Here is a 24,985-nt window from a genome sequence, read left to right on the forward strand (position 1 = left end):
GATGGGACCTGTTGTTTCCGATTTGTTCATGATATTGGAAGCTATGTCATGCCCCCGTGTCATGTCAACGTGGTGACGCCATCGCCGGCATGGGCCATAACCAACGACATCCGCCCTCTGTCCCGGCTTGCCTGATGATCGCGCTTCCCACCTCCATCGATGCCACTGCCGCGCTGCTCAAGTCGGGCGGCTACGTCGCCGATCGGGCGCTGGCGACCGTGCTGTTCCTGGCCTTGCGCATGGGCCGCCCCCTCCTGCTGGAGGGCGAGGCCGGCGTCGGCAAGACCGAGATCGCCAAGGTCCTGAGCGCGACGCTTGGACGGCGGCTGATCCGCCTGCAATGCTATGAGGGGCTCGATATCTCCTCCGCCGTCTATGAGTGGAACTATGCCCAGCAGATGATGGCGATCCGCCTCGCGGAAGCGGGCGGCAATGTCGATCGCGGCCGGTTGGAGAGCGAACTGTTCTCCGAGCGCTATCTCATCCGCCGCCCGCTTCTGCAGGCGCTGGAGCCCGATGCCGCCGGCCCGCCCATCCTGCTGATCGACGAGCTTGACCGCACGGACGAAGCCTTCGAGGCCTTCCTGCTCGAAGTGCTGTCCGATGCGCAGGTCACCATTCCCGAGCTGGGCACCATCCGCGCGGCGCAGCCGCCGATTGTGATCGTGACGTCGAACCGCACGCGCGAAATCCACGACGCGCTGAAGCGGCGCTGCCTCTATCACTGGGTCGATTATCCGGATTCCGAGCGCGAGCTGGCCATCCTGAAGGCGCGCGCGCCGCAGGCCCCGGCGAGGCTCTCACGCCAGATCGTCGCCTTCGTGCAGGCCATCCGCAAGGAAGAGCTGTTCAAGGCCCCGGGCGTGGCCGAGACGATCGATTGGGCGACCGCCCTTGTCGAGCTTGACGCGGTGGCGCTCGACCCCGCGCTGGTCTCCGACACCATCGGCGCCCTGCTGAAGTATCAGGACGACATCCAGAAGATGCAGGGCAGCGCGGTCAAGAAGCTGCTCGACGAGGCGCGGCGCTGATGGATGATGCGCCGCCCGGCGTCATCGCCGACAATGTCGCCTATTTCGCCCGCGCCCTGCGCGGCGCTGGCCTCAAGGTCGGCCCCGGCGCCGTGCTTGAGGCTGTGCGGGCGCTGGAGAGCGGCGCGCTGGGCGGGCGGGAGGACGTGTTCTGGACGCTTCATGCCGTCTTCGTGAAGCGGCGCGAGGATATGGGCGTGTTTGCCCAGGCATTCGCGCTGTTCTGGCGCCGCCGCGCCCTCATCGAAAAGATGATGGCCATGCTCTCGCCCGAGGCGCTGGCTCCGCCCAGGCCCGAAGGCCGCCCGGAGGCCGGCGCGCTGCGGGTGCAGGATGCCTTCAACCCGCCGCGCCAGCGCGACGAGGATGTGGTTCAGGAATTGAAGGAGCTTACGGGCCGTCTGACCATCTCGGACAAGGAAACCTTGAAGGCGCGGGATTTCGCGCAGATGACGGCCGCCGAGATCGACAATGCGCGCCGCATGATCGCCGCGATGCGCCTGCCCGATGATCGTGTGCCAACCCGCCGTTTCCGCCCCATCGCGAACGGCCGCCGCATAGACCTGCGCCGCACCTTGCGCCGGTCGATGCGCGGCGGCGGGGCCGGCATCGAGCTTGCTTTCCGCGAGCGGGATGAACGCCAGCCGCCCGTCGTGGCGCTGGTCGACATCTCCGGCTCGATGGCGGAATACAGCCGCATCCTCCTGCATTTCCTGCACACGCTGACGGCAAGCCGGCGCAGCGTCCACAGCTTCACCTTCGGGACCCGGCTCACCAATGTCTCGCGCCTGCTGCGCACGCGCGACCCGGACGAGGCGCTTGCCCTTTGCGGCCGGGCCGCGCCGGACTGGGAGGGCGGCACGCGCATCGGCCAGGCGCTGCACGATTTCAACCGGCTCTGGTCGCGCCGCGTCCTGTCGGGGGGAGCTGTCGTGCTGCTGTTCACCGACGGGCTGGAACGGCAGGGGCTCGACCAGCTTGCCTTCGAGGCGGATCGGCTTCACCGTTCCTGCCGGCGGCTGATCTGGCTCAATCCCCTGCTGCGCTTCGACGCATTCGAGGCGCGCGCCGGCGGGATCAGGGCGCTCCTGCCCCATGTCGACGAATTCCGCACCATCCACAACCTCAGGGCGATGGAAGGGCTGATTGCAGCGCTCGGCCCGGCAGGCGCCGGCCGCGGCGTTGATCCGCGGGCCTGGCTCAGCGCCGCGGCCTAGGCCGCCACGGCTACAGCGAACCTGGCGAAGAACTCGTCGGCATATTTCTTGGCCACCGAGTCGATCAGGCGCGAGCCTAGCTGCATGATCTTGCCGCCCACCTGTGCGTCAACGTCATAGCTCAGCAAGGTGCCCCCGCCTTCGGCGTCGCTCAGCGCCACCTTGGCGCCGCCCTTGGCGAAGCCTGCGATGCCGCCCTCGCCTTCGCCGCTGATCGTGTAGCCATTGGGCGGGTCGAGGTCACGCAGCTCGACCTTGCCCTTGAACGTGGCCTTCACGGGACCGAGCTTGATCTTGGCCACGGCCGAGAAATGCGTGTCGTCATCCTTGTTGAGCGCCTCGCAGCCCGGAATGCACGCTTTCAGCACCTCCGGATCGTTGAGCTTGGCCCAAACCACCTCGCGGCTGGCGGGAAGCGTCACCTCGCCGCTCATCTTCATTGCCATTACAGCCTCCTCATGTGGTTATTGCTTGCAGCCGCGACGCAGACCCCGCTATCGAAGCTAAAATTCGTGCACGCGCAAGAGGGCGAAAGGAACTTACCATGTCCGGGAGCCAGAGCCACGCGCATCACGCCGCGCGCCTGTTCGATGCGCTGATGGTGGATGACCGCGCTGCCGCGCTGCTCTCGGATGTTTCCTATGTGCGCTGCATGATGCGCTTCGAGGCAGCGCTGGCCCGGGCCGAGGCCTCGGTCGGGCTCATCCCTTCCGAGGCCGCCGAGGCGATCACGCGCGCCGTGGACACGGTCCATGCCGATGAGATCGACGCCATGGCGGCTGCCATAGCCGAAGGCACGGCGAGGGCCGGCACACCTGTCATCCCCTTCGTGAAACTGCTGACCGCGCGGACAGACGCAGCGGGCCAACCCTATGTGCATTGGGGCGCGACGACGCAGGATGTGATGGACACCGCACTGACGCTTCAGTTGCGGGGCATCGTTACGCTTGTCGACGATGGCCTGGCCGCACTGGGGGCGGCGCTGGCCGGGCAGGCGCGCAGTCATCGCAGCACGCCGATGGTGGCCCGCACCGTGCTCCAGCACGCCCTGCCGACCACTTTCGGGCTGAAGGCCGCCGGCTGGCTCGACATGGTCACGCGGCATCGCCAGCGCCTTGGCGAAATCGGCCCGCGCATACTCGCCCTCCAGTTCGGCGGCGCCGCCGGCACGCTCGCCTCGCTGGGCGGCAAGGGCGCGGAGGTCGGGTCCTTGCTCGCCGGAGAGCTTGGCCTGTCCTGGCCGGCGACGCCCTGGCATGGCGCCCGCGACCGCATCGGCGAAACTGCGGCCTATTGCGGCCTGCTGTGCGGCAGCCTCGGCAAGATCGGGCGCGACGTGGCGCTGATGATGCAGACCGACGTGGCCGAGGCTGTGGAGCCCGCTGCGCCGGGGCGTGGCAGCTCCTCCACCATGCCGCACAAGCGCAACCCCGTTCTCAGCGCCGTCATGATCGGGGCCGCCACATCCGCGCCCGGGCTGGTAGCCACGATCCTCGCCGCGCAGATGCAAGAGCATGAGCGGGCGGCTGGCCCCGCCCATGCCGAATGGCGGACGCTGCCTGAACTCCTGCGGATCACCACCGGCTCGCTCGCGGCCGCCGTGACGCTGATCGAGGGACTCCAGATAAACGCCAGGCGGATGCGCGCCAATCTCGATGTGACGCAAGGGCTGGTCATGGCGGAGGCGGTCATGATGGCGCTGGCCGACGCTATGGGCCGGCTCGAAGCGCATCATCTCGTCGATGGCGCCTGCCGCCGCGCCATCGCGGAAGGGCGGCATCTGCGCGAGGTTCTGTCGGAGGAGCAGGCGGTGACGGCGCAGCTCGATCCTCAGGCGCTGGCGGGGCTTTTCGAACCCCGCGCCTATCTGGGTTCCGCCGATGCCTTCATGGATGCCGCACTTTCGGCTCATGCCGCCTTGCCGAATGAGGCCCTGCCATGAGCGTGTTGAGCGAAGAGGAACGGGCCATCGCGGCCGGCGATGACGGCACGGCCATGGCGATGCGCATCGTAGCGGAAAGCGCGCGGCTCCTTGGCGCGCCGCGGCTCATCCCCGTCGCCTCGGCCCATATCGATGGCGCGCTCTACCATGGCGACGCCGGCACCCTTTTCGCGGAGGAACTGGTGAGGCGCGGAGCCAGTGTTGCTGTGCGCGCCACGCTGAACGTCGGCGCGCTCGATCTCACCGGCTGCTCGAAGAGCCGCCTGGCAGGGGCGACACGTGACATGGCCAGGCGCCTGATGCTGGCCTACGAGGCCATGGGCTGCGAGCGCACCTGGACTTGCGCGCCCTATCAGGCCGGTCACCGCCCGGCCCGCGGCAGCGATGTCGCATGGGGCGAGAGCAACGCCGTCGCTTTCTGCAATTCCGTGCTCGGCGCCCGCACCAACCGCTATGGCGATTATCTCGACATTGCCTGCGCCATAACCGGCCGCGCGCCAGATTGCGGGCTTCACAGGCCCGAGAACCGCCGCGCCACCGTCCTGCTCGACGCCAGCGCGCTGCCCCCTGCCCTGCTGGCGAGCGACTGGATCTGGCCCGTGCTGGGGACAGTGTTCGGCCGCAAGGTAGGCACAGCCATCGGCGTGCTCGGCGGTGTCGGCGTGGCGGTCAGCGAGGACAGGCTGAAGGCCTTCGGCGCTGCGGCGGCCTCCGCCGGCGGGGTCGGCCTGTTCCACATCGCAGGCGTCACGCCCGAGGCGCCAGGCATTGATGCGGCGCTCGGCGGGGTCGCGCCAGCCGAGACCATGGTCCTCACGCGCGAGATGGTGCGGGACGCGCAGGCCGGGCTGTCCACCGTCCATGGCGCGGGCGCGATCGACGCCGTGGCGGTGGGCAGTCCCCACCTCTCGCTCGACGAGCTGGAGGGCCTGGCGAGATTGCTGGGGGGACGGCGGGCGCAGGCGCCTATCTATGCCTGCACGGGCCGGCATGTCTTGCGAGAGATCGATCGAACAGGTCTGCGCAAATCGCTGGAAAGACTCAATGTCGTGGTCGTGGCGGACACTTGCGTGGTCGTCACCCCGATCCTGCCTGCCATCGACGGCGTGCTCATGACCAATTCCGGCAAGTTCGCCCATTATGCGCCCGGCAACACCGGCTACGGCGTGGTCTATGGCTCCATGGCCGATTGCATCGAGAGCGCGGTGGCCGGCCGCGCGCTCCTTGCCGAAAGCGGGGCTTCGCCATGACCGCAAGCCTTGCCATTCAGGCCGAAGTGCTTCTGCCAGGCCCAGCGGCGTGCGGCCCCGTCCTCGCGCTGTCGGCGCCGATCAGCTTCTGGGGCGGGGTCGATCCTGCCACGGCGGCCATCATCGATGCGCGCCACCCCGATCGCGGACGCAACATCGCGGGCACGGTGCTGGCCCTGCCGGGCACCATCGGCTCGTCATCGGCCTCGGCCGTGCTGCTCGAACTGGTGCGCGCGGGCCGTGCCCCGGCCGCCATCATCCTGCACGAGCCTGACGCCATCCTGCTGCTTGGCATCATCGTGGCGCGCGAGATGGGCTGGCGCACACCGATCGCGCTGAGGCTTGCCCGCGAGAGCCAGCACGCCCTGTGCGGCAGCGCCAGCGTCGACGAGGCGGGCGCCATCAGTTGCACGCCCTGACGAGAATCGCTGCCTCTAGAAGGTCCCGAACAGCCGGTTGCGGTAGATAAGCCCCGGGCCCTGCTGACGCCCGCCCAGAGCCAGCACCTCGCCGACCACGATGCGGTGCGTGGCCATGGTGCGCACATCGACGAGGCGGCAGTCGAAGCAATTCAGCGAGTTTCCCAGCACGGGCGAACCCGTGACCAGCCGTGTCCAGGCGCCCACCGTGAAGCGCGCCTCGCCCTCCAGCCCCTTGCGCCCCGCGAACACTTCCGCCACCGCCTGGTCCTCGCCGGACAGGGTGTTGATGCAGAACACGCCGTTTGCCTCGATCTGCGCGAGCGTGTTGCTGTCGGAATGGATGCAGGCCAGCATCATGGGCGGCGCATCGGACAGCGAGGTGACGGCGCTGGCGGTGAGCCCGGCGCGATGTTCGCCCGAGGCTGTGGTGATGACATGCACAGAGGCCGTGACCTGCGCCATCGCCTGGCGGAAGGCCGCTGAAGGAACCGGCGCGGGCGTAATGGCTCCGGGCGCGGGAAAGATCGGTCTTGCGGTCATCATCGCCCGGAGTTGGCAGCGTGGCTGCTGCATCTGTCTAATCCATGTAGGTCGCTGGCGCGGTGAAAGCCAGCGTCGCAGCAGCAGGACCGCGCCGAATTGCCCCCTCCCGGCGCTGCGCGCAAGGCGGCGTGACCTGCACGCCATTGGCAGAAGCGCCCTGCCTGTCCTATCTGCCGTGTCTCCTGCCCTGTTCAGCCCCAATCGGAAGACTCCCGCCATGCTCCACGCCAAGCCCGGAAGGTCCTGACATGCATGTGCTGATTGTCGGCGCCGGCATCACCGGGACCGCCTGCGCCCATGCCCTGCTGGACGAGGGCCACAGCGTGACGCTGCTCGACCCCGACGGCAGCGCCCGGCGAAGCTCCGGCGCACCCTCGGCCGGGAACGCAGGGTGGATCGCCCATGCCGACATCCTGCCGCTGGCCCATCCGAAGATCCTGCGGGAAGCGCCGCGCATGTTGTTCGATCCGCTTGGGCCGCTGGCCATCAGGCCATCCTATCTGCCCTGGCTGCTGCCATGGTTCGCCCGATTCCTGAGCGCTTCACGTCCCTCCGCCGTCGAGGCCTCGACACGGGCTCTGGTCGATCTGCAGAGCCGGGCGCTGCCCGGCTGGCTCGCCCGCGCCAAGGCCCTGGGGCTCGAGCGGCACATTCACCGCAAGGGCGGGCTCTACATGCTCGACACGCCGGCCAGCGTGACGAAGGCGAAGCTCGAAACATTGCAGCAGCGCGATTTCGGCATCGAGGTCGACGTCATCAGCTTCAACGAGGCGAAACAGCTTGAACCGGCCCTGCGAGAGGTCTTCGCCGGCGCGCTGTTCCACGCGGATTCCGCCCATATTTCCGATCCGCTGTGGCTGACCACCGCCCTGCACGATGCGGCGCTGGCGCGCGGCGCGGTCACCCGGCGCGCGAGCGTCCGCGCGCTTTCGGCCGACGGCAAGCCTGCCGCCCTCACCGACGGCGGCGTGATGGAGGCCGACGCCATCGTGCTCGCCGCCGGCATCTGGTCGCGCCCCCTCGCCGCAGGCCTCGGCGACAAGATCCCGCTCGACACGGAGCGCGGCTACAATGTCAGCTTCAAGGGCGTGACGGACCTTGTTTCGCGCCCCATCGCCTTCAAGGACCACGGCTTCATCATCAACGCGCTCGATTCAGGCGTGCGGATCGGCGGAGCGGTCGAGTTCGGCGGCGTGAAGGCCAAGCCCAACCATGCCCGCACAAAGGCGCTCTACGACAGGTGCGACGGCTTCATCGAGGGCCTGCCCTCCTTCGGGAGCGGCGAGGTCTGGATGGGCTTTCGGCCCTCGCTTCCTGACTCTGTGCCGGTGATCGGCCCCTCGCGGGCCTCGCCGCGGATCATCTACGCCTTCGGCCATGGCCATCTGGGCATGACCCAGAGCCAGGTCACTGCATCAATGGTGGCCGACCTCATCGCCGGCCGGCCGAGCGGCTTCGACATCTCGCCCTTCCGCGCGCAGCGTTTCTGACAGCATTGCGCCGACAGGGCCTCGCCTTGCGGTTGAATCATTGCGATAACGACCGGAATCGATTTCGCCGCAATCCGGGCCAACCCCATGACCTCACACACCTTCTTCTGCCTTGACGGCCACACCTGCGGCAACCCCGTGCGCCTTGTGGCGGGCGGCGGGCCGAACCTGCACGGCGCCAGCATGGTCGAGAAACGCGCCCATTTCCTCGCCGAGTTCGACTGGATCCGCACAGGCCTGATGTTCGAGCCGCGCGGCCACGACATGATGTCGGGCGCGATCCTCTATCCGCCGACGCGGCCCGATGCGGACATCGCCTTCCTCTTCATCGAGACGTCGGGCTGCCTGCCCATGTGCGGGCATGGCACCATCGGCACCGTGACCATGGCCCTCGAGCGCGGGCTGGTGACGCCCCGCACCCCCGGCATTCTGAAGATCGACACGCCCGCGGGCCTCGTCACCGCCACCTACGTCCAGGACGGCCCTTACGTGAGTTCCGTGCGCATCACCAATGTCGCGTCCTACCTGCACGCAAGCGGCCTCACCGCGCATGTGGAGGGGCTGGGCGAGATCACGGCCGATGTGGCCTATGGCGGCAACTTTTACGCGATCATCGACCCGCAATCCGCCTTCTGCGACATTGCCGACGTCACGCCATCGGATCTGCTGCGCTGGAGCCCGAAGGTCCGCGAGGCCTTCCGCGCCCGCTACAGCTTCGTCCATCCCGAGAACCCGGCCATCAACGGTCTGAGCCATGTGCAATGGACCGGCCGGCCGCAGCACCCCGAAGCCCATGCGCGCAACGCCGTGTTCTATGGCGACAAGGCCATCGACCGCAGCCCCTGCGGCACCGGCACCTCCGCGCGCATGGCGCAATGGGCCGCGCAGGGAAAGCTGAAGGTCGGCGATGATTTCGTGCATGAAAGCATCATCGGCACGCTGTTCCGCGGCCGCGTCGAGGCGGCTGCCAAGGTCGGCGCCTTCGACGCCATCATCCCCTCCATAGAGGGTTGGGCGCGCCTCACCGGCTACAACACGATTCTCATCGACGATCGCGATCCGCTCGCCCACGGCTTCCAGCTGCGGGACTGAGCGGGGTCAACTTCACTTGCTTGCTCATTTCATGATCAGGACGCGCCTGGCGGAGTGCCGCAATGAAATCCGGCACAAACAAGGCCGCCCCTGCATCACTCAATCGATTATCATGATAGCATAAAACTGTTCCACCCCATCAAATTGGTCCACCTTGAATCATCCCGCATGACAACGAGTGAGCGGGCGCGGCTGCGCTCGCTGGCGCAGGCTTCACGGCAGCGGCCGGCCCATATGCACAGTTTGTGGGCACTTATTCACGCCCCGCCTGCGGAAAGGCTTGTTCGCGTTCCGCGCCGTTGCTAGCAATGGTCGGCATGGTCGCAGGGCGGCGAACGGCGCGCATTCCGCGCCGAGAAGAACCCGCCAGGGCCAAGCCACAGAGGGGTTGCGCGTCTACATGGAAATCTTTCTCCAGCAGCTCATCAACGGGCTGACCCTGGGGTCGATCTACGGCCTCATCGCCATTGGCTACACGATGGTCTTCGGCATCATCGGGATGGTGAACTTCGCCCATGGCGACGTGTTCATGCTCTCGTGCTTCATCGCGCTCATCATTTTCATGCTGATCTCGGCGGCCCTGGGCGCCGGCATGGTGGTGGTCGCGCTTCTGCTGGTGCTGGTCATCGGCATGGCGCTGACCTCGCTCTGGAGCTGGACGATCGAGCGCGTGGCCTATCGCCCGCTGCGCGGCTCCTTCCGCCTCGCGCCGCTGATCTCGGCGATCGGCATGTCGATCTTCCTGATGAACTTCGTCCAGCTCGTGCAGGGCCCGCGCAACAAGTCGATCCCGCCCATCGTCGACGGCGGCTTCGTCTTCTTCGCCCTGAGCGATTACCCCGTGCGCCTCGCCTACAAGCAGATCGTCATCATGGCCGTGACCGCAGTGCTGCTGCTTGGCTTCTGGTATCTCGTGCAGAAGACCTCGCTCGGCCGCGCCCAGCGCGCCTGCGAGCAGGACCGCAAGATGGCCGCGCTGCTCGGCATCGACGTTGACCGCACGATCTCGATCACCTTCGTCATCGGCGCGGCGCTCGCGGCCGTGGCGGGCGTGATGTACCTGCTGCAATATGGCGTTATCAGCTTCACCGATGGCTTCATCCCGGGCGTCAAGGCCTTCACCGCCGCCGTGCTTGGAGGCATCGGCTCGCTGCCCGGAGCGGTTCTGGGCGGGCTCATCATCGGGCTGATCGAAGTGTTCTGGTCAGCCTACTTCTCGATTGACTACAAGGACGTGGCAGCCTTCTCGATCCTCGCGATCACCCTCATCTTCCTGCCCTCCGGCATCCTTGGCCGGCCTGAAGTGGAGAAGGTGTGATGGCCAAGGCTGGCGGACAACTCGTGGACCAGGGCAAGCCGGTGAAGACGGGCCTGGCCCCGGCGCTGAAGGAGGCGGCCTTCGCGGGGCTCATCACCTTCGGGCTGTGCATTCCCATCATCGCCTACGGCACCCGGCAGGACCTCAACAACAGGCTCATCCTCGACGCGCGCTGGGATGCGGTCGCCTGGGCCGTGGCCATCGTGTTCATAGGCCGCCTGCTGGTGACGCTGAACACCCAGCGCCGGGCGGCTGGCGGCGCGGCGATCATGCGCGTGCCGCAAGCCGTGAAGCCCTTCCTCGCCCGGCTCTCGCCTGTGCTGGCCCCCATCGCCATCGGCTTTCTCTTCGCCTTCCCGGTGATCTCCATCATGCTTTCGGGTTGGCAGGGCTCGACCAAGTGGATCGACAATTTCGGTGTGCAGATCCTGATCTACGTCATGCTCGGCTGGGGTCTGAACATCGTGGTGGGCCTCGCCGGCCTTCTGGACCTGGGCTATGTCGCTTTCTACGCGGTCGGCGCCTATTCCTATGCGCTCTTCGCCACCAGCGTCATTCCCGCGACCTACCCTGCGCTCGGCGTCTGGGCCTTCTGGATCTGTCTGCCCGTTGCAGGCATCCTGGCGGCCTTCTGGGGCATATTGCTGGGCTTTCCCGTGCTGCGCCTGCGGGGCGATTACCTAGCCATCGTCACGCTTGCCTTTGGCGAGATGATCCGCCTCGTGCTGATAAACTGGGTGGATTTCTCGGGCGGCTATGCGGGCATCTCCGGCATTCCGCGCCCGAGCTTCTTCGGCATTCCGTTCAACGCCAGCGACAAAGGCTTTGCTGCGACCTTCGGGCTTGAGTTCACGCCGCTCTACCGCACCATCTTCCTGTATTACGTGATCCTGGTGCTCGCGCTGCTCACCGCCTTCGTCACCATCCGCCTGCGCCGCATGCCGGTTGGCCGCGCCTGGGAAGCCCTTCGCGAAGATGAGATCGCCTGCCGTTCGCTGGGCATCAACACCACCACCACCAAGCTCACCGCCTTTTCGCTGGGCGCGGGCTTTGGCGGGATCGCCGGCGCCTTCTTTGCGGCCAAGCAGGGCTTCATCAGTCCCGAGAGCTTCACCTTCATGGAATCGGCGGTGATCCTGGCCATCGTCGTGCTCGGCGGCATGGGCTCGCTCTGGGGTGTCGCCATCGCGGCGGCCGTCATGACGGGCGGCCCCGAACTGATGCGCGAGATGGAATTCACCAAGCAGATCTTCGGGCCGGAGTTCGACCCCACGCAATATCGCATGCTGCTGTTCGGCCTCGCCATGGTCGTCATCATGATCTGGAAGCCGCGCGGGCTGATTTCGACCCGCGAGCCGACTGCCTTCCTGAAGCAAAGCAAGGCCGTCTCGGGTTCGCACGTCAAGGAGGGGCACGGCTGATGGATACGCCCCCCCTCCTCAGGGTCGAGCATCTCACCATGCGCTTTGGCGGCCTCGTGGCCGTCAACGACCTGTCCTTCGATGTCCACAAGGGCGACATCACCGCCCTGATCGGCCCCAATGGCGCTGGCAAGACCACGGTGTTCAACTGCATCACGGGCTTTTACAAGCCGACCGAAGGCATGATGACGCTCAGCTTCGACGATGGGCGGCAACTGCTGCTGGAGCGCCTGCCCGATTTCAGGATCGCGGCGGAAGCCCGCGTGGCCCGCACCTTCCAGAACATCCGCCTGTTCACCGGCATGACCGTGCTGGAGAACCTGCTTGTCGCGCAGCACAATGTCCTGATGAAGGCCTCCGGCTATACCATTCTGGGCCTGCTCGGGATCGGCGGCTACAAGGCCGCCTCCCGCGCTTCGATCGAAAAGGCGAAGTACTGGCTGGACAAGACGCGCCTCACCGAGCGCGCCGACGATCCGGCCGGCGATCTGCCCTATGGCGACCAGCGCCGCCTCGAGATCGCGCGCGCCATGTGCACCGATCCGATCCTGCTCTGCCTCGACGAGCCGGCCGCGGGCCTCAACCCGCGCGAAAGCCTTGAGCTGAACAACCTCCTTCGCTCGATCCGCAAGGATGACGGCGTCTCGATCCTGCTGATCGAGCATGACATGAGCGTCGTGATGGAAATCTCCGACCATGTCGTGGTGCTCGACTACGGCACCAAGATTTCCGACGGGACGCCTGCCCATGTGCAGAACGACCCGAAGGTCATCGCCGCGTATCTCGGCGTCGAGGATGAAGAGGTCGAGGCCGTGGAAGCCGAGGTGGGCCTGTGAACACGATCACCGACATGACGGGCGCGCCCCTGAGCCAGGCCGCCGTGCAGCCCATGCTCCAGGTCCGTGGCGTCAAGACCTATTACGGCGCGATCATCGCGCTCAAGGGCGTCGACATCGACGTGAACCAGGGCGAGATCGTCACGCTGATCGGCGCCAACGGCGCGGGCAAGTCAACGCTGATGATGACCATCTTCGGCAATCCCCGCGCGCGGGAAGGCTCCATCACCTATGGCGGGCGGGACATCACCGCCATGCCCACCCATGAGATCGCGCGCCTGGGCATCGCCCAGTCGCCAGAGGGCCGGCGCATCTTCCCGCGCATGACCGTCCATGAGAATCTCCAGATGGGCGCGGCGGTGGATGGTTACGCGCATTTCGAGCAGGATCTGGAGCGGGTGTGCACGCTGTTCCCCCGGCTAAAGGAGCGACTGCAGCAGCGCGGCGGCACGCTCTCGGGCGGCGAGCAGCAGATGCTGGCGATCGCCCGCGCGCTGATGAGCCGGCCCAGGCTGCTGTTGCTGGACGAGCCTTCGCTGGGCCTCGCCCCGCTCATCGTCAAGCTGATCTTCGACGCCATCCGCGACCTCAACCGCACCGAAGGCCTGACGGTTTTCCTTGTCGAGCAGAACGCCTTCCATGCGCTCAAGCTCGCCCATCGCGGCTATGTCATGGTCAACGGCGTCGTCACCATGAGCGGGACGGGCCAGGAACTGCTCGCCAATCCGCAGGTCCGCGCGGCCTATCTCGAAGGCGGACGGCATTGATGACGCGCACCGCAACAACACCGCAGCGCCCGCGCAGCAAGGCAGGCGCGTCCAGCGGCAGCAAAGGAGCCGAGTGATGCAGGGCATCCTTTATGAGGAACAGTCTGTCTGGCTGTTCGCGCTCGTCACCCTGATCATCGGCGGCTGGACGGCCTGGATGACGGGCCGCGCCATCGCGCTGACCTGGCGTCCGCTCTGGCAACTGCCGCTCTACATCCTCGTCCTCGGGTTGTTCGTCAGGTTCATCCACTTTGCGCTGTTCCACGGCACCTTGCTGACGACCTACTACTACATGATCGACACCGCCTTTCTGGTTGTCTTCGCGCTGGCGGGCTATCGCTACACCCGCACCACGCAGATGACGACGCAGTATCGCTGGCTTTACGAGCGCAAGGGTCCCTTCAACTGGTCCCCACGCGGCGGCTGAGGCAGAACGCAACGGCAGGTCGGGCCGGAACCAGAAAAAGGTTCACATTGCACGAGCTTGACGGGTGACATCCCCATGAAAACGCGCAAGACTGCGGCTCACGGTGGTTTCACGCGCCGGGACGGGCCACGCCTCATGGCGAGCGGACCGTGTCAAAAACGAGGGAGAAGGTATCCATGAAGAAGACCATGTTGAGCGGCATTGCACTTGGTGCGATGATCGCGTTTTCCGGTGCCGCGCAGGCGCAGATCAAGATGGGCGTCGCAGGCCCCATCACCGGCCCCAACGCCGCCTTCGGCGCACAGCTCAAGAACGGCACCGAACAGGCCGTCGAAGACATCAACGCCGCTGGCGGCATCCTTGGCCAGCGCATCACGCTCTCCATCGGAGACGATCGCTCGGACCCGAAGGAAGGCGTCTCGGTCGCCAACAAGTTCTCCGCTGACGGCATCAAGTTCGTCGTCGGGCACTTCAACTCCGGCGTCGTCATGCCGGCCTCGGAAGTCTACGCCGAGAACGGCATCCTGATGATCTCGCCCTCGGCGACCAACCCGCGCATCACCGAGCGTGGTCTTTGGAATGCGTTCCGCACCTGCGGCCGTGACGACCAGCAGGGCGCGGTGGCTGCCGACTTCATCGCGAAGAATCTGAAGGGCAAGAAGATCGCCGTCGCCCATGACAAGACCACCTATGGTCAGGGCCTTGCCGACGAAACCCGCAAGGCGATGCGCGCGGCTGGCGTCAACGACGTGCTCTATGAAGGCGTGAACGCCGGCGAGAAGGATTTCTCGGCGCTCGTCTCCAAGATCAAGGCCTCCGGCGCGGACGTGCTGTACTGGGGCGGCCTGCACACCGAAGGCGGTCTGATCGTGCGGCAGATGCGCGACCAGGGCCTCAAGACCATCATGATGTCGGGCGACGGCATCACCTCCGACGAGTTCGCCGCGATCGGCGGTCCTGGTGTCGAAGGCACGCTGATGACCTTCCCGCCCGATCCGCGCAAGCGCCCGGAAGCGGCGGCCGTGGTGAAGCGCTTTGAATCCAAGCGTTTCAACCCCGAATCCTACACACTCTACAGCTATGCCGCTGTCGAGGTCATGAAGCAGGCTGCGGAAGGCGCGAAGTCGCTCGATCCGAAGAAGATGGCCGAGTTCATGAAGACCGGCGCGAAGTTCAAGACCGTGATCGGCGAACTCTCCTTCGACAAGAAGGGTGACATCACCCGTCCGGACTACACCATGTACACTTGGAAGAAAGGCGCTGACGGCAAGATCACTTACATCGAGAATTGATCGCCGGAGGCTTGGCCCGGGCCATGCGCCCGGGCTCATGGCTTGACCCGCCCGGTTCATTCCGGGCGGGTTTTTTCATGGCCTGATCCGGTTCAGCCGCGGGCAGCGCCGATCACGCGGCACATGGCGCCGCGCACCATGTCGGGGCTGGCCGTGAGCGCCAGCGCATTTGGTTCGGATCAATCATCACCTTTCAAGGTGTCGGCTAATCGCATTTGCTACGGACATCACTGCAAGGCTTGACCGGAGCCGCAAGCCGCAACCAAGGGTCAGGAACCGGAGCAGCGCTTATCCCAGCGTGGCGAGCTGCGGGAAGGTTTCCAGCAGCCAGAACGCCGTGCGCTCCATTCCGCCCGTGAGGAATGCCACGCCTGTCACCACCAGCAGCCCGCCCATGGCGAGTTCGATCTTGCGGAAATGGGGCTTCACGCCCGCCATCGCCCCGATGAAGCGCTCGATGCCGAAGGCGGCGATGATGAAGGGGATGCCAAGCCCCAGCGAATAGACCGCCAACAGCGACATGCCGCGATACAAGGTCTCGGTGGAGCCGGCCACGGCCAGGATCGCGGCAAGGATCGGGCCGATGCAGGGCGTCCAGCCGAAGGCGAAGGCAAGGCCCATGAGATAGGCCCCGCCCGGCCCGGCCGGTGTCGCGACATCGAGCCGCTTTTCCCGGTAGAGCATTGCAAGGCGGAACACTCCGAGGAAATGCAGACCCATGACGATGATGGCGGCGCCGGCGGCCCATGACAGCGCCCACATGTAATCGCGCAGCACCTGGCCCAGCGCGCTGGCCGTGGCGCCCAGCAGCACGAAGACAGTGCTGAAGCCCGCGACGAAGGAGAACGCAGCCAACATCACGTCACGGCGGGCCGCGATGCGGTTCGCGCCCTCCTCCCGCATCTCCTCGACAGTGGTGCCCGCCAGATAGCACAGATAGGGAGGCACGAGCGGCAGCACGCAGGGGCTCAGGAACGAGAGCACGCCCGCGATCAGCGCCGCAAGAAAACCGACATCAGCCATGCTCGCGCTGATAGCGCGAGTTTGTGGATGAATCCTAGTGCGCTCTCACACAGCGCTTCACGCTTTTGGCCACGATGCTGAGCTCTTCAAGCGCGCAGGGCCGCTTGCTGTCTGGCCGATGGGGCTGCCCTCATGCTAGATTCGGCCCCGATCGATCCGACATGGACGGGTGAACATGACAACTCACGGCAATGCGGCCCATATCGGACGGACCCCAAACCAGGTCGACAACTTCGATCCGGCCTGGGCGCGCTTGCGGCAGGAGGCGCAGCGCGTCGTGGAGACGGAGCCGACGCTGGCGGGCTTGGTTCTGTCCACCATCATCAACCAGCCTTCGCTCGATGCCGCCATAACCCACCGCGTCGCCGCGCGGCTCGGCCATCCTGTCGTCCCGGCCGATCTCATCGCCCAGAGTTTCGACGAGGCGCTGGCCGCCGATCCCGGCATCCGCGAGGCGTTCCGCGCCGACATGGTGGCTGTGGTGGATCGTGATCCGGCCTGCACCCGGCTGGTCGAGCCTGTGCTCTACTTCAAGGGCTTCCATGCCATCCAGACGCACCGGCTCGCCCACTGGCTCTGGAGCCGCGGCCGCGTCGACCTTGCGCTCTACCTGCAGAGCCGATCCTCCGAGGTGTTCCAGACCGACATCCATCCTGCCGCCCGCATCGGCCGCGGCGTCTTCCTCGATCACGCCACCGGGCTGGTCGTGGGCTCCACCGCCATCATCGGCGACAATGTCTCGATGCTGCAGGACGTGACCCTGGGCGGCACCGGCAAGGAGAAAGGCGACCGGCACCCCAAGGTCCGGTCGGGCGTGCTGATCGGCGCCGGCGCAAAGATCCTGGGCAACATCGAGGTCGGCGAGTGCGCGCGCGTGGCTGCTGGTTCCGTCGTGCTGGCGAACGTGCCGCGCAACAGCACTGTGGCCGGCGTTCCGGCCCGCGTGGTCGGCGAGGCCGGCTGCGCCGAGCCTGCCAGGGCCATGGACCAATTGCTCGCTGATCTGGGCTGAACCCGGGCCTCGCGCTTTCCAAAGGGCTATCTTGCCTTGCCCTAGCGCGCCTGCCATGGCATCGCTCAGCTCTGAATCGACCCCTCCTCCATCGCTGGATTTGACCCGTGGACAAGACCGAACTCGCCAAGCTGGAGCGCTTCTTGCGCCGCACCTTCTCGAACCACGGCATTGCCGTGAAGGCACGCCCCAAGAAGAACGATTCCGCCGAGGTCTATATCGGCGACGAATACATCGGCATCCTGCATGTCGATGACGAGGACGGCGACCGCTCGTTCAACTTCACCATGGCAATCCTCGACGTCGATCTCGAGGACTGATCGAGCGCCTTGCCCTCACTCGGGCCGGCGGAAGCCGTCGACCAGTTGCTTCACCGCATCCGAAAGCGCGCGCCACTCCGCCAGCGCCTCGCGCGGGAAGCGCAGCCTTATGTCGATGCCGGTATGCTTGATCACGGCGCGGCAGCCCTCGTCGAAACCGATGCGGGCGAGATCCGCCGTGCAGCGGGCGAAGAACTCCGCGCCATCAGGCAGTGACATGTAGAGCTCCTCGCTCTCGAAGGGTGAACCCTTCTTGAAGTTCCGCACCACGAGCCCGCCCGGATTGGACCATGCGCCGGGCGTGAGGAACCGCGCCAGTGTGGCGAATTGGGCCGCCGGATCCGTTGAGGCGTCGGAAGGTCCCAGCGTGATATGGACCTGCGCCACCTCCTCCGCCGTCGCGGCGAGCAGTCCGGGCCACGTCACGCGCAGGCGCGTCATGCCCACCTCGCGCCCCATGTCGGCGGTGCGCGGTCCCTTGTAGTTCGAGGGGATCACGAGCCGCTCGCCGCCGATCCGCATGTCGAGCAGTTGGGGCGGCTGCGCGGGCCTGTTGATCCACCACAGCCCGGCAGCGAGGCAGCCGCCGGCCATCAGCAGCAGCAGCGCGACAAAGGTCCAGATCATGCCATCGGCGCGCGGCACGGGCCGAACCGGGACAGCCTTTCGGCTGCGCGTCATGTTTGCGGCGGCGCGGCCGCTGCTGATGATCTGGTATGCCGTCATGGTCAGGCCGTAAGCGGGATTGCGCAGGAAGGCGCGGCTGCGCCGTTAATCATGTCAGCATGAAGCGCTTAACGCCTGCTTAAGGATGGCGGATAACGGATCATTAACGATGGCGCGGATGAAAAAGGGGCGCTGAGAGTGCAGCTCGATCCCGAATCCATTCAGGCTTTCCAGGCCCTCTTCATCGGCTTCGCGTTCGCGGGCCTCGTAGCGAGCGCCTTCGAGCTGTTCACCCAGCGCAAGGCCAGCTTCACCCTGCTGCAGACCGGCGGCATGCTGGCGATGGCCAGCGTCCCGGTTGTCGTCTTCTCCGCGCCGTTCATCATCCTGCGCAACACGGTTCTCGGCAGCGCCATCGAAGGCAGGCCCTTCCCCTTTGTGATGATCGCCACCATCATCGCCGGCTTCTGGAGCCTGGCATGCGGCCAGGTCGTGCTGAAGTTCGCAGCGCCCATCTTCGGCATCTGAGGCGATATCCTGCAATCCCAGTTACCTGAAACGATAAGCGGACTCAGTTTGCGAGGTCGTTGAATCGGTTTCGCAGGCGCTTCGAGCCAAGGTCCGGCGCCGATCAGCCCAGCGAGCGCAGGAACCCGGCAAAGCGCATCAACCCCTCCGGCCAGGGCCCATGCCCCGATGCCACGTTGATGTGGCCGGCGTCGCCCGCATCGGAGAACTCCGCGCCCCAGGCTCCCGCCAGCTCCTGCGCCTCGTCCACGGTGCAATAAGGATCGCTCGTGCTGGCCGCGAGCACGGCCCTGAACGGCAGCTTGGCGCGACTATGCCGGGCGAAGTCGGCGGGCACGGCGGGGATGGCATGCAGCGCCTTCTCCGAAGCCGGCGCGACCAGGAAGGCCCCGGCCACCTTGCCGTGGCCAAGCCCGGCGGCAGCATGGCCGACAGATGAATTCCCGGCGCTGTGCGCCACCAGAACGACAGGGCGGGACGCGGCCTGCACGGCGGCCACGATATTGGCAGCCCAGATCTGCCGGTCAGGCTTGTTCCAGTCCGGCTGGATGATGCGGCGTGCGGTCGAGAGCTTGCCCTCCCAGCGCGTCTGCCAGTGTTCGGGGCCCGAGCCGCCCCAGCCCGGTATGATGAGAATGTCGACGTCGGAGGTCCGCATCGGCTTCAGCCCTCGCCAAAGACGCGGGCGAAGATCGTGTCGACATGCTTGAAGTGATAGCCCTCGTCGAACATCGCCTCGAGTTCGGCGCGCGACAGCCGCGCGCTGACCTCTGCATCGGCACTGAGGTTGGTGAGGAAATCCTCGCCATGCTCCCATGTGCGCATCGCGTTGCGCTGCACGAGGCTGTAGCTCTCCTCGCGGCTCGCGCCGGCCTGCGTCAGCGCCAGCAGCACGCGCTGCGAGTTGTGAAGCCCGCCCAGCCGGTCGAGGTTCCTGCGCATGTTGGCGGGATAGATCAGCAGCTTGTCGACCACGCCGGTGAGCCGCACCAGCGCGAAATCGAGCGTGATCGTGGCATCGGGGCCGATCATGCGCTCTACCGAGGAGTGCGAGATGTCCCGCTCGTGCCAGAGCGCGACATTTTCCATGGCGGGAAGCGCCATGCCGCGCACGAGGCGGGCCAGGCCAGTGAGGTTTTCCGTGAGCACAGGGTTGCGCTTGTGCGGCATGGCCGACGAGCCCTTCTGCCCGGGGGAGAAATACTCCTCCGCTTCATAGACTTCAGTCCGCTGCAGATGCCTGATCTCGGTGGCAAGACGCTCGACGCAGGAGGCCACCACGCCCAGTGTGGCGAAGAACATGGCGTGCCGGTCGCGCGGGATCACCTGCGTCGAGATCGGCTCCACCTCAAGGCCCATTTTCGCCGCCACATGGGCCTCGACCGCCGGGTCGATGTTGGCGAAGGTGCCGACAGCCCCCGAAATCGCGCAGGTCGCCACCTCTGCCCTCGCCGTCACCAGCCGGGCGCGGCAGCGCGAGAACTCGGCATAGGCCTGCGCAAGCTTGAGGCCGAATGTCACCGGCTCGGCATGGATGCCGTGGGAGCGGCCGATGGTGGGCGTGAACTTGTGCTCCATCGCCCGGCGCTTCAAAGCGGCAAGCAGCGCGTCCACATCGGCGATCAGGATGTCCGCCGCGCGCGCCAGTTGCACGGCCAGCGTCGTGTCCAGCACATCCGACGATGTCATGCCCTGATGCACGAACCGCGCCTCGGACCCGACGATCTCGGCCAGATGGGTCAGGAAGGCGATGACGTCATGCTTGGTGACGCGCTCGATCTCGTCGATGCGCGCCACATCGAAGGTCGCATCCTTCGCCTTGGCCCAGATCGTCGCCGCCGCCTCCCTGGGCACCACGCCGAGTTCGGCCAGCTTGTCGGTGGCGTGGGCCTCGATCTCGAACCAGATGCGGAAGCGCGCCTGCGGCTCCCAGATCGCAACCATGTCCGGGCGGGAATAGCGTGGGATCATGTGGACCTCATTGAGCGTTCGCAGAACATCGCCGCACCTATGCGGATCCCCTTCCGGGCCCTGCGGGCCGCCGGACATGACACCGCAAAGCAAGCGCGGCTTCTCAAGCCCGTTCCCCCCGCGCGGCTTCAGCCGCATTGCGGATGCCGGCGATGTTTGGGCCATAGGCGCCCTCGCCGCCCTTGAACACGGCGGAGCCGGCCACGAGCACATTGGCGCCGGCCCTGATGCAGAGGGGCGCCGTCTCGGCCGTGACGCCGCCGTCGATCTCGATGTCGATGGGCCGGCCGCCGATCAGCGCGCGCAAGCGCTCGACCTTGGGCATCATGCCGGCGATGAAGGACTGACCGCCAAAGCCAGGGTTCACCGTCATCACGAGCACGAGGTCGACCTCGTCGATGAGGTGCTCCACCGCGCTCGCAGGTGTCTGCGGCGTCAGCACGATGCCGCTCTTCTTGCCGAGTGAGCGGATCAGCCTGAGCGTGCGGTGGGCGTGCGGACCCGCCTCGACATGGAAGGAGATGAGGTCCGCGCCAGCCTTGGCGAAGGCCTCGATGAAGGGGTCCACCGGCTCGATCATCAGGTGCACGTCGAGGAGCTTATTCGTGTGCGGCCGGATCGCCTTCAGCACGTCGGGGCCGAAGCTGATGTTCGGCACGAAACGCCCGTCCATCACGTCGCAATGGATCCAGTCCGCTCCGGCCCGGTCTATGGCTGCGACCTCGGCGCCGAGGCGCGCGAAATCGGCGGACAGGATCGATGGCGAAATGATGAGCGGACGCGTCATGGGGGCGGGTTAGCACCCCGCCGCCCGCCGGGCAATCGCGGCGCGCACGCTGTCCCCATCGCGCGCGCCGCGCCGCTCAGGCCGCGAATCGCCTGGCCAGCGGCTTGATGATCTGGGGCATCAGGTAGATCGGGAACTGCGCCAGCGCGAAGAACAGGAAGGTCGTCTCCGGCGTCGCAGCGCCGAGCGCTGCGATCAACACGCCCATGTTGCGCTGTCCCGTGCCATAGCCGAGCAGGAAACGATCCCCTGGCTTGACGAAGGGCCTGAGCAGCACCCAGGCCAGCACGAAGCCCATCAGCGCGATCGCAGTCGCGATCGCCAGGAACAGCAGCACCGTGCGCGGACGTTCGAGGAAGGCGTTGGTGACGCCATCCATCGCGGCGATGGCGAACAGGAAGTACATGATCACTCCGAAGCCATCGAGAGAGGCCTTGTGCTTCACAAGCCGCGCATAGCCCACAAGCCAGCGGAACAGCCCCGCCAGCACGATGGCCCCGAAGACAAGGCCGAACAGCCTCAGCATCAGCACCGACCGGTCTAGCGGGACGTGGCCTCCCAGCACGAAATCAGCCAGCGGCGGCGCCACGAAGGGCGCGGCCGTGGTGGTGATGATGGTGGCTGCCAGCAGCACCGTCGGCTCGATGTTGAGCATCATCGCCACTGCCGGGCCCGACATGATCGGCGGCGCAGCGGCCACAATCACCAGCCCGAGCAGCAGGCCCGGATCGAGCGCCTCTCGGCCGAATATGGCGAGCACGGTGAGCACCATGGCCGCAGGGGCGAGCGAGAGCCAGGCCACGCCGATGAGCAGCGCCGCAGGCTTGCGCAGGGCGGCCTTCAACGCCGGCCAGTCCGCCCGCGCGAAGGACATGGCCACGAACAGGAAGATGGTGACCGGCAGGAGCGGCCGCGCCGCGGCGGCAAATTGCGGCAGCGCCAGGCCCAGGAAGATCGACGCGGCAAATCCTTGCGTGCCGTAACGGCCAAGCAGGGACAAGGCTGACAGGACAAGGCTCACGGCAGATGGCTTCCAGCCGAGGCCGGACGGCGCGCTTGCCGTCGGCATGGATCGGACGATCCGAGCCCTAGCAGATTGCCACGCGGCGGCAACCGGCGGCCGTGCAGACGCTCCATGTTGCGCGAGCCCAACGCGAGCGGGCCGCTGTTGATATTTTATTGCGATTGCATGAGACAATTAGGCAGGTCATTGCGAACATATCCACTTATCCTGACAGTTCAGATGGGGAACAGGTTCAATGCGCGTGGATTGCATCGTCTTGGGCGGCGGCATCGTCGGCGTATCCATCGCGGTTCATCTGCAGAAGCGTGGACGATCCACGGTGCTGCTCGACAGGCGCGGCGTTGCGGAGGAGACCTCCTTCGGCAATGCTGGCCTGATCCAGCGCGAGGGCGTCTATCCTTACGGCTTCCCGCATGATTTCGGCGCGCTCGTGCGTTACGCCATGAACAACACCATCGACGCGCATTATCACCTGAGCGCCTTGCCAAGGCTTGCGCCGTTTCTGTGGTCCTACTGGATGCACTCACGCCAGTCCCGCCACGAGGCGATCGCGCGGCAATATGCGAAGCTGATCGAGCATTGCGTGACGGAACATGAGGCGCTCGCCGCAGAATCGGGCGCGACGCATCTGCTGCGCCGCAAGGGCTGGATCAAGGTTTTCCGAACGGCGGCGGAACGCGACCTGCGCTTTGCGGAGGCCGATCGCTGGAACCGTGAATTCGGCCTCAACCACCGCAAGCTCTCCGTGCCCGAGCTGCGCGAGACCGAGCCCCACATCACACCGGACCTGATTGGCGGCCTGCACTGGACGGATCCGGTGTCGGTCAGCGATCCGCACGGTCTGGGCATCGCCTATCTCGATCGCTTCAAGGCGCTGGGGGGGCAATTCATGCTCGGCGATGCGACGACGCTTGCCGAGGGCAAGGACGGTTCGTGGACGGCGCTGGGCTTCGACGGCGCCATCGTTTCGGCCAGCGAGGCCGTGGTGAGCCTTGGGCCATGGTCAGACCTCGTGACGAGGAACCTGGGCTATCGCTTCCCGCTGGCGGTCAAGCGCGGCTATCACATGCACTACAGGGCCGCCGGCAACGCCGTGCTCAACCACCCGGTCCTTGATTCCGAGCGCGGCTATTTCCTCGCTCCGATGCTCAAGGGCATCCGCCTGACCACGGGCGCGGAGTTCGCGCTGCGCGACGCGCCGAAGACGCCGGTGCAACTGGCCCGCGCCGAGCCGATCGCGCGCAGCTTCTTCCCGCTCGCGGAGCGGCTGGACCCGGAGCCCTGGCTCGGCAACCGCCCCTGCACGCCCGACATGATGCCGATCATCGGCCGGGCGCCCAAACACAGGAACCTCACCTTTGCCTTCGGCCACGCCCATCACGGGCTGACGCTGGCGGCTGTGACAGGCCGCATGGTTGGCGAGATCGTCACCCACGAGACGCCCTTTGTCGATCCGGCGCCGTTCAGCCCGGCGCGGTTCTGAGAGAATTTGCATGGGCGCAAGTCGGATCATGCGCGGCGCCTCGCGAAGCCGTGACCAAAGCGCAACGGCTGCGCGTTGAATTCGTCTCCGCCAGCCCTACCCTCCTGTCCGAAGCATCTGTTTCACATAACAGGAGGAACTTCCCCCATGATCGATCTGTCACGCCGCGAGGCCTTCATGACCGCTGCCGCCGTCACCCTTGCATCCGGAGGCGCTGCCATGTCCCAGCCCGCAGCCGCGCAGGCCGCCGCCACGTCTCAGGCGCCGGGGTTCTACCGCTACAAGGTCGGCGACATGATGGTCACGGCCATCAATGACGGCTTCGCCCGCCGGCCGCTCGAAGGCTTCGTGCGCAATGCCGAGCTGTCCGCCGTGCAGTCGGCCATGGCCGCCGCCTTCCTGCCCTCCGATGCGCTGCCGATCAGCTTCACCACGCTGGTGGTGCAGAACGGCGCCCAGCTCACGCTGCTCGACACCGGCAACGGCGACAGCGGCGCGCCGACCTCGGCCGTGTGGATGCGCAATTTCCGTGCGGCCGGCTTCACGCCCGAACAGGTCACCCGCGTCGTGTTCAGCCACTTCCATGGCGACCACATCAACGGCCTGCGCCTGAAGGATGGCGCGCTGGTGTTCCCCAATGCCGAGCTGGTCGTGCCGGCGCCGGAATGGACCTTCTGGATGGATGACGCCCGCATGGGCTCCGCGCCGGAAGCCATGCGCGGCGCGTTCCAGAACGTGCGGCGCGTGTTTGCGCCCGTGGCCGCCAATGTGAAGCGCTTCGAGCCCGGCGCGGAAGTCGCCCCCGGGATCACCTCGGTCGCCGCCTTCGGCCATACGCCCGGCCATTGCGTGTTCATGATCTCGTCCGGTTCGGGCAAGCTCATGTTCATGGCCGACACCACCAACCACCCGGCCCTTTTCGTGCGCAACCCGGACTGGTCGGCCGTGTTCGACATGGACGCCGATGTTGCCCGCGCCACGCGCCGCCGTCTGCTCGACATGGCCGCCGCCGAAAAGACCCAGGTCCATTTCTACCACGCGCCCTTCCCGGCCACTGGCTTCATCACCAAGGCCGGCAACGGCTTCGAGATGGTGCCCGTGCAATGGTCCAGCGCGACCTGAT

26 protein-coding genes are annotated in these 24,985 nt (G+C 66.4%); 18 read left to right on the forward strand and 8 right to left on the reverse strand.

Going from position 1 to position 24,985, the window contains the following annotated elements; genetic code table 11:
- The first annotated feature begins 134 nt into the window (after positions 1 to 134).
- Positions 135 to 1,031 (forward strand): MoxR family ATPase, encoded by an 897-nt coding sequence (locus HEQ16_13770; protein MCO4055083.1) that lies wholly within the window; start codon positions 135 to 137, stop codon positions 1,029 to 1,031.
- A complete protein-coding gene (locus tag HEQ16_13775; protein MCO4055084.1) occupies positions 1,031 to 2,248 on the forward strand; it encodes a VWA domain-containing protein in 1,218 nt (405 codons plus the stop codon). The genes HEQ16_13770 and HEQ16_13775 overlap by 1 nt, the downstream gene beginning before the upstream one ends.
- Here HEQ16_13775 and HEQ16_13780 read toward each other — a convergent pair.
- Positions 2,245 to 2,694, reverse strand: coding sequence for a carbon monoxide dehydrogenase subunit G (locus HEQ16_13780; protein ID MCO4055085.1), 450 nt, complete (start codon positions 2,692 to 2,694; stop codon positions 2,245 to 2,247). The two genes, HEQ16_13775 and HEQ16_13780, sit on opposite strands and share 4 nt — an antisense overlap.
- A 152-nt stretch (positions 2,695 to 2,846) precedes the next feature.
- Between HEQ16_13780 and pcaB the strand changes: the two genes are divergently transcribed.
- The 3 genes from pcaB to HEQ16_13795 are packed head-to-tail and all read left to right on the forward strand — an operon-like array spanning position 2,847 to position 5,859.
- A complete protein-coding gene (gene pcaB / locus HEQ16_13785; GenBank protein MCO4055086.1) occupies positions 2,847 to 4,190 on the forward strand; it encodes a 3-carboxy-cis,cis-muconate cycloisomerase in 1,344 nt (447 codons plus the stop codon).
- Positions 4,187 to 5,440 (forward strand): DUF521 domain-containing protein, encoded by a 1,254-nt coding sequence (locus HEQ16_13790; GenBank protein MCO4055087.1) that lies wholly within the window; start codon positions 4,187 to 4,189, stop codon positions 5,438 to 5,440. Before pcaB ends, HEQ16_13790 begins: the two co-directional genes overlap by 4 nt.
- The gene (locus HEQ16_13795) at positions 5,437 to 5,859 is read left to right on the forward strand and encodes a DUF126 domain-containing protein (protein MCO4055088.1); all 423 of its coding nucleotides are present in this window, start codon (positions 5,437 to 5,439) and stop codon (positions 5,857 to 5,859) included. The genes HEQ16_13790 and HEQ16_13795 overlap by 4 nt, the downstream gene beginning before the upstream one ends.
- Positions 5,860 to 5,874: 15 nt before the next feature.
- Here the strand turns inward: HEQ16_13795 and HEQ16_13800 are convergent, their stop codons facing one another.
- Entirely contained in the window at positions 5,875 to 6,435 is a 561-nt protein-coding gene (locus HEQ16_13800) for a flavin reductase family protein (GenBank protein MCO4055089.1), read from the reverse strand.
- A 218-nt stretch (positions 6,436 to 6,653) separates the two neighbouring features.
- On the opposite strand from HEQ16_13800, the gene HEQ16_13805 reads away from it, so the two are divergent.
- The 8 genes from HEQ16_13805 to HEQ16_13840 all read left to right on the forward strand — a co-directional run bounded on the left by HEQ16_13805 (position 6,654) and on the right by HEQ16_13840 (position 15,048).
- Positions 6,654 to 7,895, forward strand: coding sequence for an FAD-binding oxidoreductase (locus HEQ16_13805; GenBank protein ID MCO4055090.1), 1,242 nt, complete (start codon positions 6,654 to 6,656; stop codon positions 7,893 to 7,895).
- Positions 7,896 to 7,982: 87 nt separating this feature from the next.
- Complete coding sequence (locus tag HEQ16_13810; protein ID MCO4055091.1) at positions 7,983 to 8,987, forward strand: 4-hydroxyproline epimerase; 1,005 nt, start codon at positions 7,983 to 7,985, stop codon at positions 8,985 to 8,987.
- Positions 8,988 to 9,387: 400 nt separating this feature from the next.
- The gene (locus HEQ16_13815) at positions 9,388 to 10,305 is read left to right on the forward strand and encodes a branched-chain amino acid ABC transporter permease LivH (GenBank protein ID MCO4055092.1); all 918 of its coding nucleotides are present in this window, start codon (positions 9,388 to 9,390) and stop codon (positions 10,303 to 10,305) included.
- Positions 10,305 to 11,726 carry a high-affinity branched-chain amino acid ABC transporter permease LivM gene (gene livM, locus HEQ16_13820; protein MCO4055093.1) on the forward strand — a complete coding sequence of 474 codons (1,422 nt, stop codon included), beginning with the start codon at positions 10,305 to 10,307 and terminating at the stop codon, positions 11,724 to 11,726. Before HEQ16_13815 ends, livM begins: the two co-directional genes overlap by 1 nt.
- On the forward strand, positions 11,726 to 12,562 hold the full coding sequence (locus HEQ16_13825; protein MCO4055094.1) for an ABC transporter ATP-binding protein: 837 nt from the start codon (positions 11,726 to 11,728) through the stop codon (positions 12,560 to 12,562). The genes livM and HEQ16_13825 overlap by 1 nt, the downstream gene beginning before the upstream one ends.
- Before the next feature lie 14 nt (positions 12,563 to 12,576).
- Positions 12,577 to 13,329 (forward strand): ABC transporter ATP-binding protein, encoded by a 753-nt coding sequence (locus HEQ16_13830; GenBank protein ID MCO4055095.1) that lies wholly within the window; start codon positions 12,577 to 12,579, stop codon positions 13,327 to 13,329.
- A gap of 76 nt (positions 13,330 to 13,405) precedes the next feature.
- Positions 13,406 to 13,756 (forward strand): hypothetical protein, encoded by a 351-nt coding sequence (locus tag HEQ16_13835; protein MCO4055096.1) that lies wholly within the window; start codon positions 13,406 to 13,408, stop codon positions 13,754 to 13,756.
- Positions 13,757 to 13,932: 176 nt separating this feature from the next.
- Positions 13,933 to 15,048 (forward strand): branched-chain amino acid ABC transporter substrate-binding protein, encoded by a 1,116-nt coding sequence (locus HEQ16_13840; GenBank protein ID MCO4055097.1) that lies wholly within the window; start codon positions 13,933 to 13,935, stop codon positions 15,046 to 15,048.
- Between the two features lie 288 nt (positions 15,049 to 15,336).
- Here HEQ16_13840 and HEQ16_13845 read toward each other — a convergent pair whose 3' ends face one another.
- Entirely contained in the window at positions 15,337 to 16,071 is a 735-nt protein-coding gene (locus tag HEQ16_13845) for a cytochrome c biogenesis protein CcdA (GenBank protein ID MCO4055098.1), read from the reverse strand.
- A 175-nt stretch (positions 16,072 to 16,246) separates the two neighbouring features.
- On the opposite strand from HEQ16_13845, the gene cysE reads away from it, so the two are divergent.
- Together cysE and HEQ16_13855 are read left to right on the forward strand one after the other, a co-directional pair.
- Positions 16,247 to 17,083: a serine O-acetyltransferase gene (gene cysE / locus HEQ16_13850; GenBank protein MCO4055099.1), complete on the forward strand. Its 837-nt coding sequence runs from the start codon at positions 16,247 to 16,249 to the stop codon at positions 17,081 to 17,083.
- 107 nt (positions 17,084 to 17,190) lie between these two features.
- Positions 17,191 to 17,403, forward strand: a complete 213-nt coding sequence (locus HEQ16_13855; GenBank protein ID MCO4055100.1) for a DUF3126 family protein — start codon at positions 17,191 to 17,193, stop codon at positions 17,401 to 17,403.
- A 15-nt stretch (positions 17,404 to 17,418) separates the two neighbouring features.
- Here the strand turns inward: HEQ16_13855 and HEQ16_13860 are convergent, their stop codons facing one another.
- Complete coding sequence (locus tag HEQ16_13860) at positions 17,419 to 18,129, reverse strand: hypothetical protein (protein ID MCO4055101.1); 711 nt, start codon at positions 18,127 to 18,129, stop codon at positions 17,419 to 17,421.
- Positions 18,130 to 18,267: 138 nt separating this feature from the next.
- Between HEQ16_13860 and HEQ16_13865 the strand changes: the two genes are divergently transcribed.
- Positions 18,268 to 18,597 carry a hypothetical protein gene (locus HEQ16_13865; protein ID MCO4055102.1) on the forward strand — a complete coding sequence of 110 codons (330 nt, stop codon included), beginning with the start codon at positions 18,268 to 18,270 and terminating at the stop codon, positions 18,595 to 18,597.
- Positions 18,598 to 18,700: 103 nt separating this feature from the next.
- Here HEQ16_13865 and HEQ16_13870 read toward each other — a convergent pair whose 3' ends face one another.
- The 4 genes from HEQ16_13870 to HEQ16_13885 form a co-directional block, all read right to left on the reverse strand.
- Positions 18,701 to 19,255: an alpha/beta hydrolase gene (locus tag HEQ16_13870; protein MCO4055103.1), complete on the reverse strand. Its 555-nt coding sequence runs from the start codon at positions 19,253 to 19,255 to the stop codon at positions 18,701 to 18,703.
- A 5-nt stretch (positions 19,256 to 19,260) separates the two neighbouring features.
- The gene (locus HEQ16_13875; protein MCO4055104.1) at positions 19,261 to 20,568 is read right to left on the reverse strand and encodes an adenylosuccinate lyase; all 1,308 of its coding nucleotides are present in this window, start codon (positions 20,566 to 20,568) and stop codon (positions 19,261 to 19,263) included.
- A gap of 103 nt (positions 20,569 to 20,671) precedes the next feature.
- Positions 20,672 to 21,355, reverse strand: coding sequence for a ribulose-phosphate 3-epimerase (locus tag HEQ16_13880; GenBank protein ID MCO4055105.1), 684 nt, complete (start codon positions 21,353 to 21,355; stop codon positions 20,672 to 20,674).
- A 76-nt stretch (positions 21,356 to 21,431) separates the two neighbouring features.
- Positions 21,432 to 22,424 carry a hypothetical protein gene (locus HEQ16_13885; GenBank protein MCO4055106.1) on the reverse strand — a complete coding sequence of 331 codons (993 nt, stop codon included), beginning with the start codon at positions 22,422 to 22,424 and terminating at the stop codon, positions 21,432 to 21,434.
- A gap of 190 nt (positions 22,425 to 22,614) precedes the next feature.
- On the opposite strand from HEQ16_13885, the gene HEQ16_13890 reads away from it, so the two are divergent.
- A complete protein-coding gene (locus tag HEQ16_13890; GenBank protein MCO4055107.1) occupies positions 22,615 to 23,862 on the forward strand; it encodes an FAD-binding oxidoreductase in 1,248 nt (415 codons plus the stop codon).
- A 147-nt stretch (positions 23,863 to 24,009) separates the two neighbouring features.
- The gene (locus tag HEQ16_13895; GenBank protein ID MCO4055108.1) at positions 24,010 to 24,984 is read left to right on the forward strand and encodes an MBL fold metallo-hydrolase; all 975 of its coding nucleotides are present in this window, start codon (positions 24,010 to 24,012) and stop codon (positions 24,982 to 24,984) included.
- Position 24,985 lies beyond the last annotated feature (1 nt).

Source organism: Bosea sp. (in: a-proteobacteria) (genome assembly GCA_023910605.1).
Classification (GTDB): Bacteria; Pseudomonadota; Alphaproteobacteria; order Rhizobiales; family Beijerinckiaceae; genus Allobosea.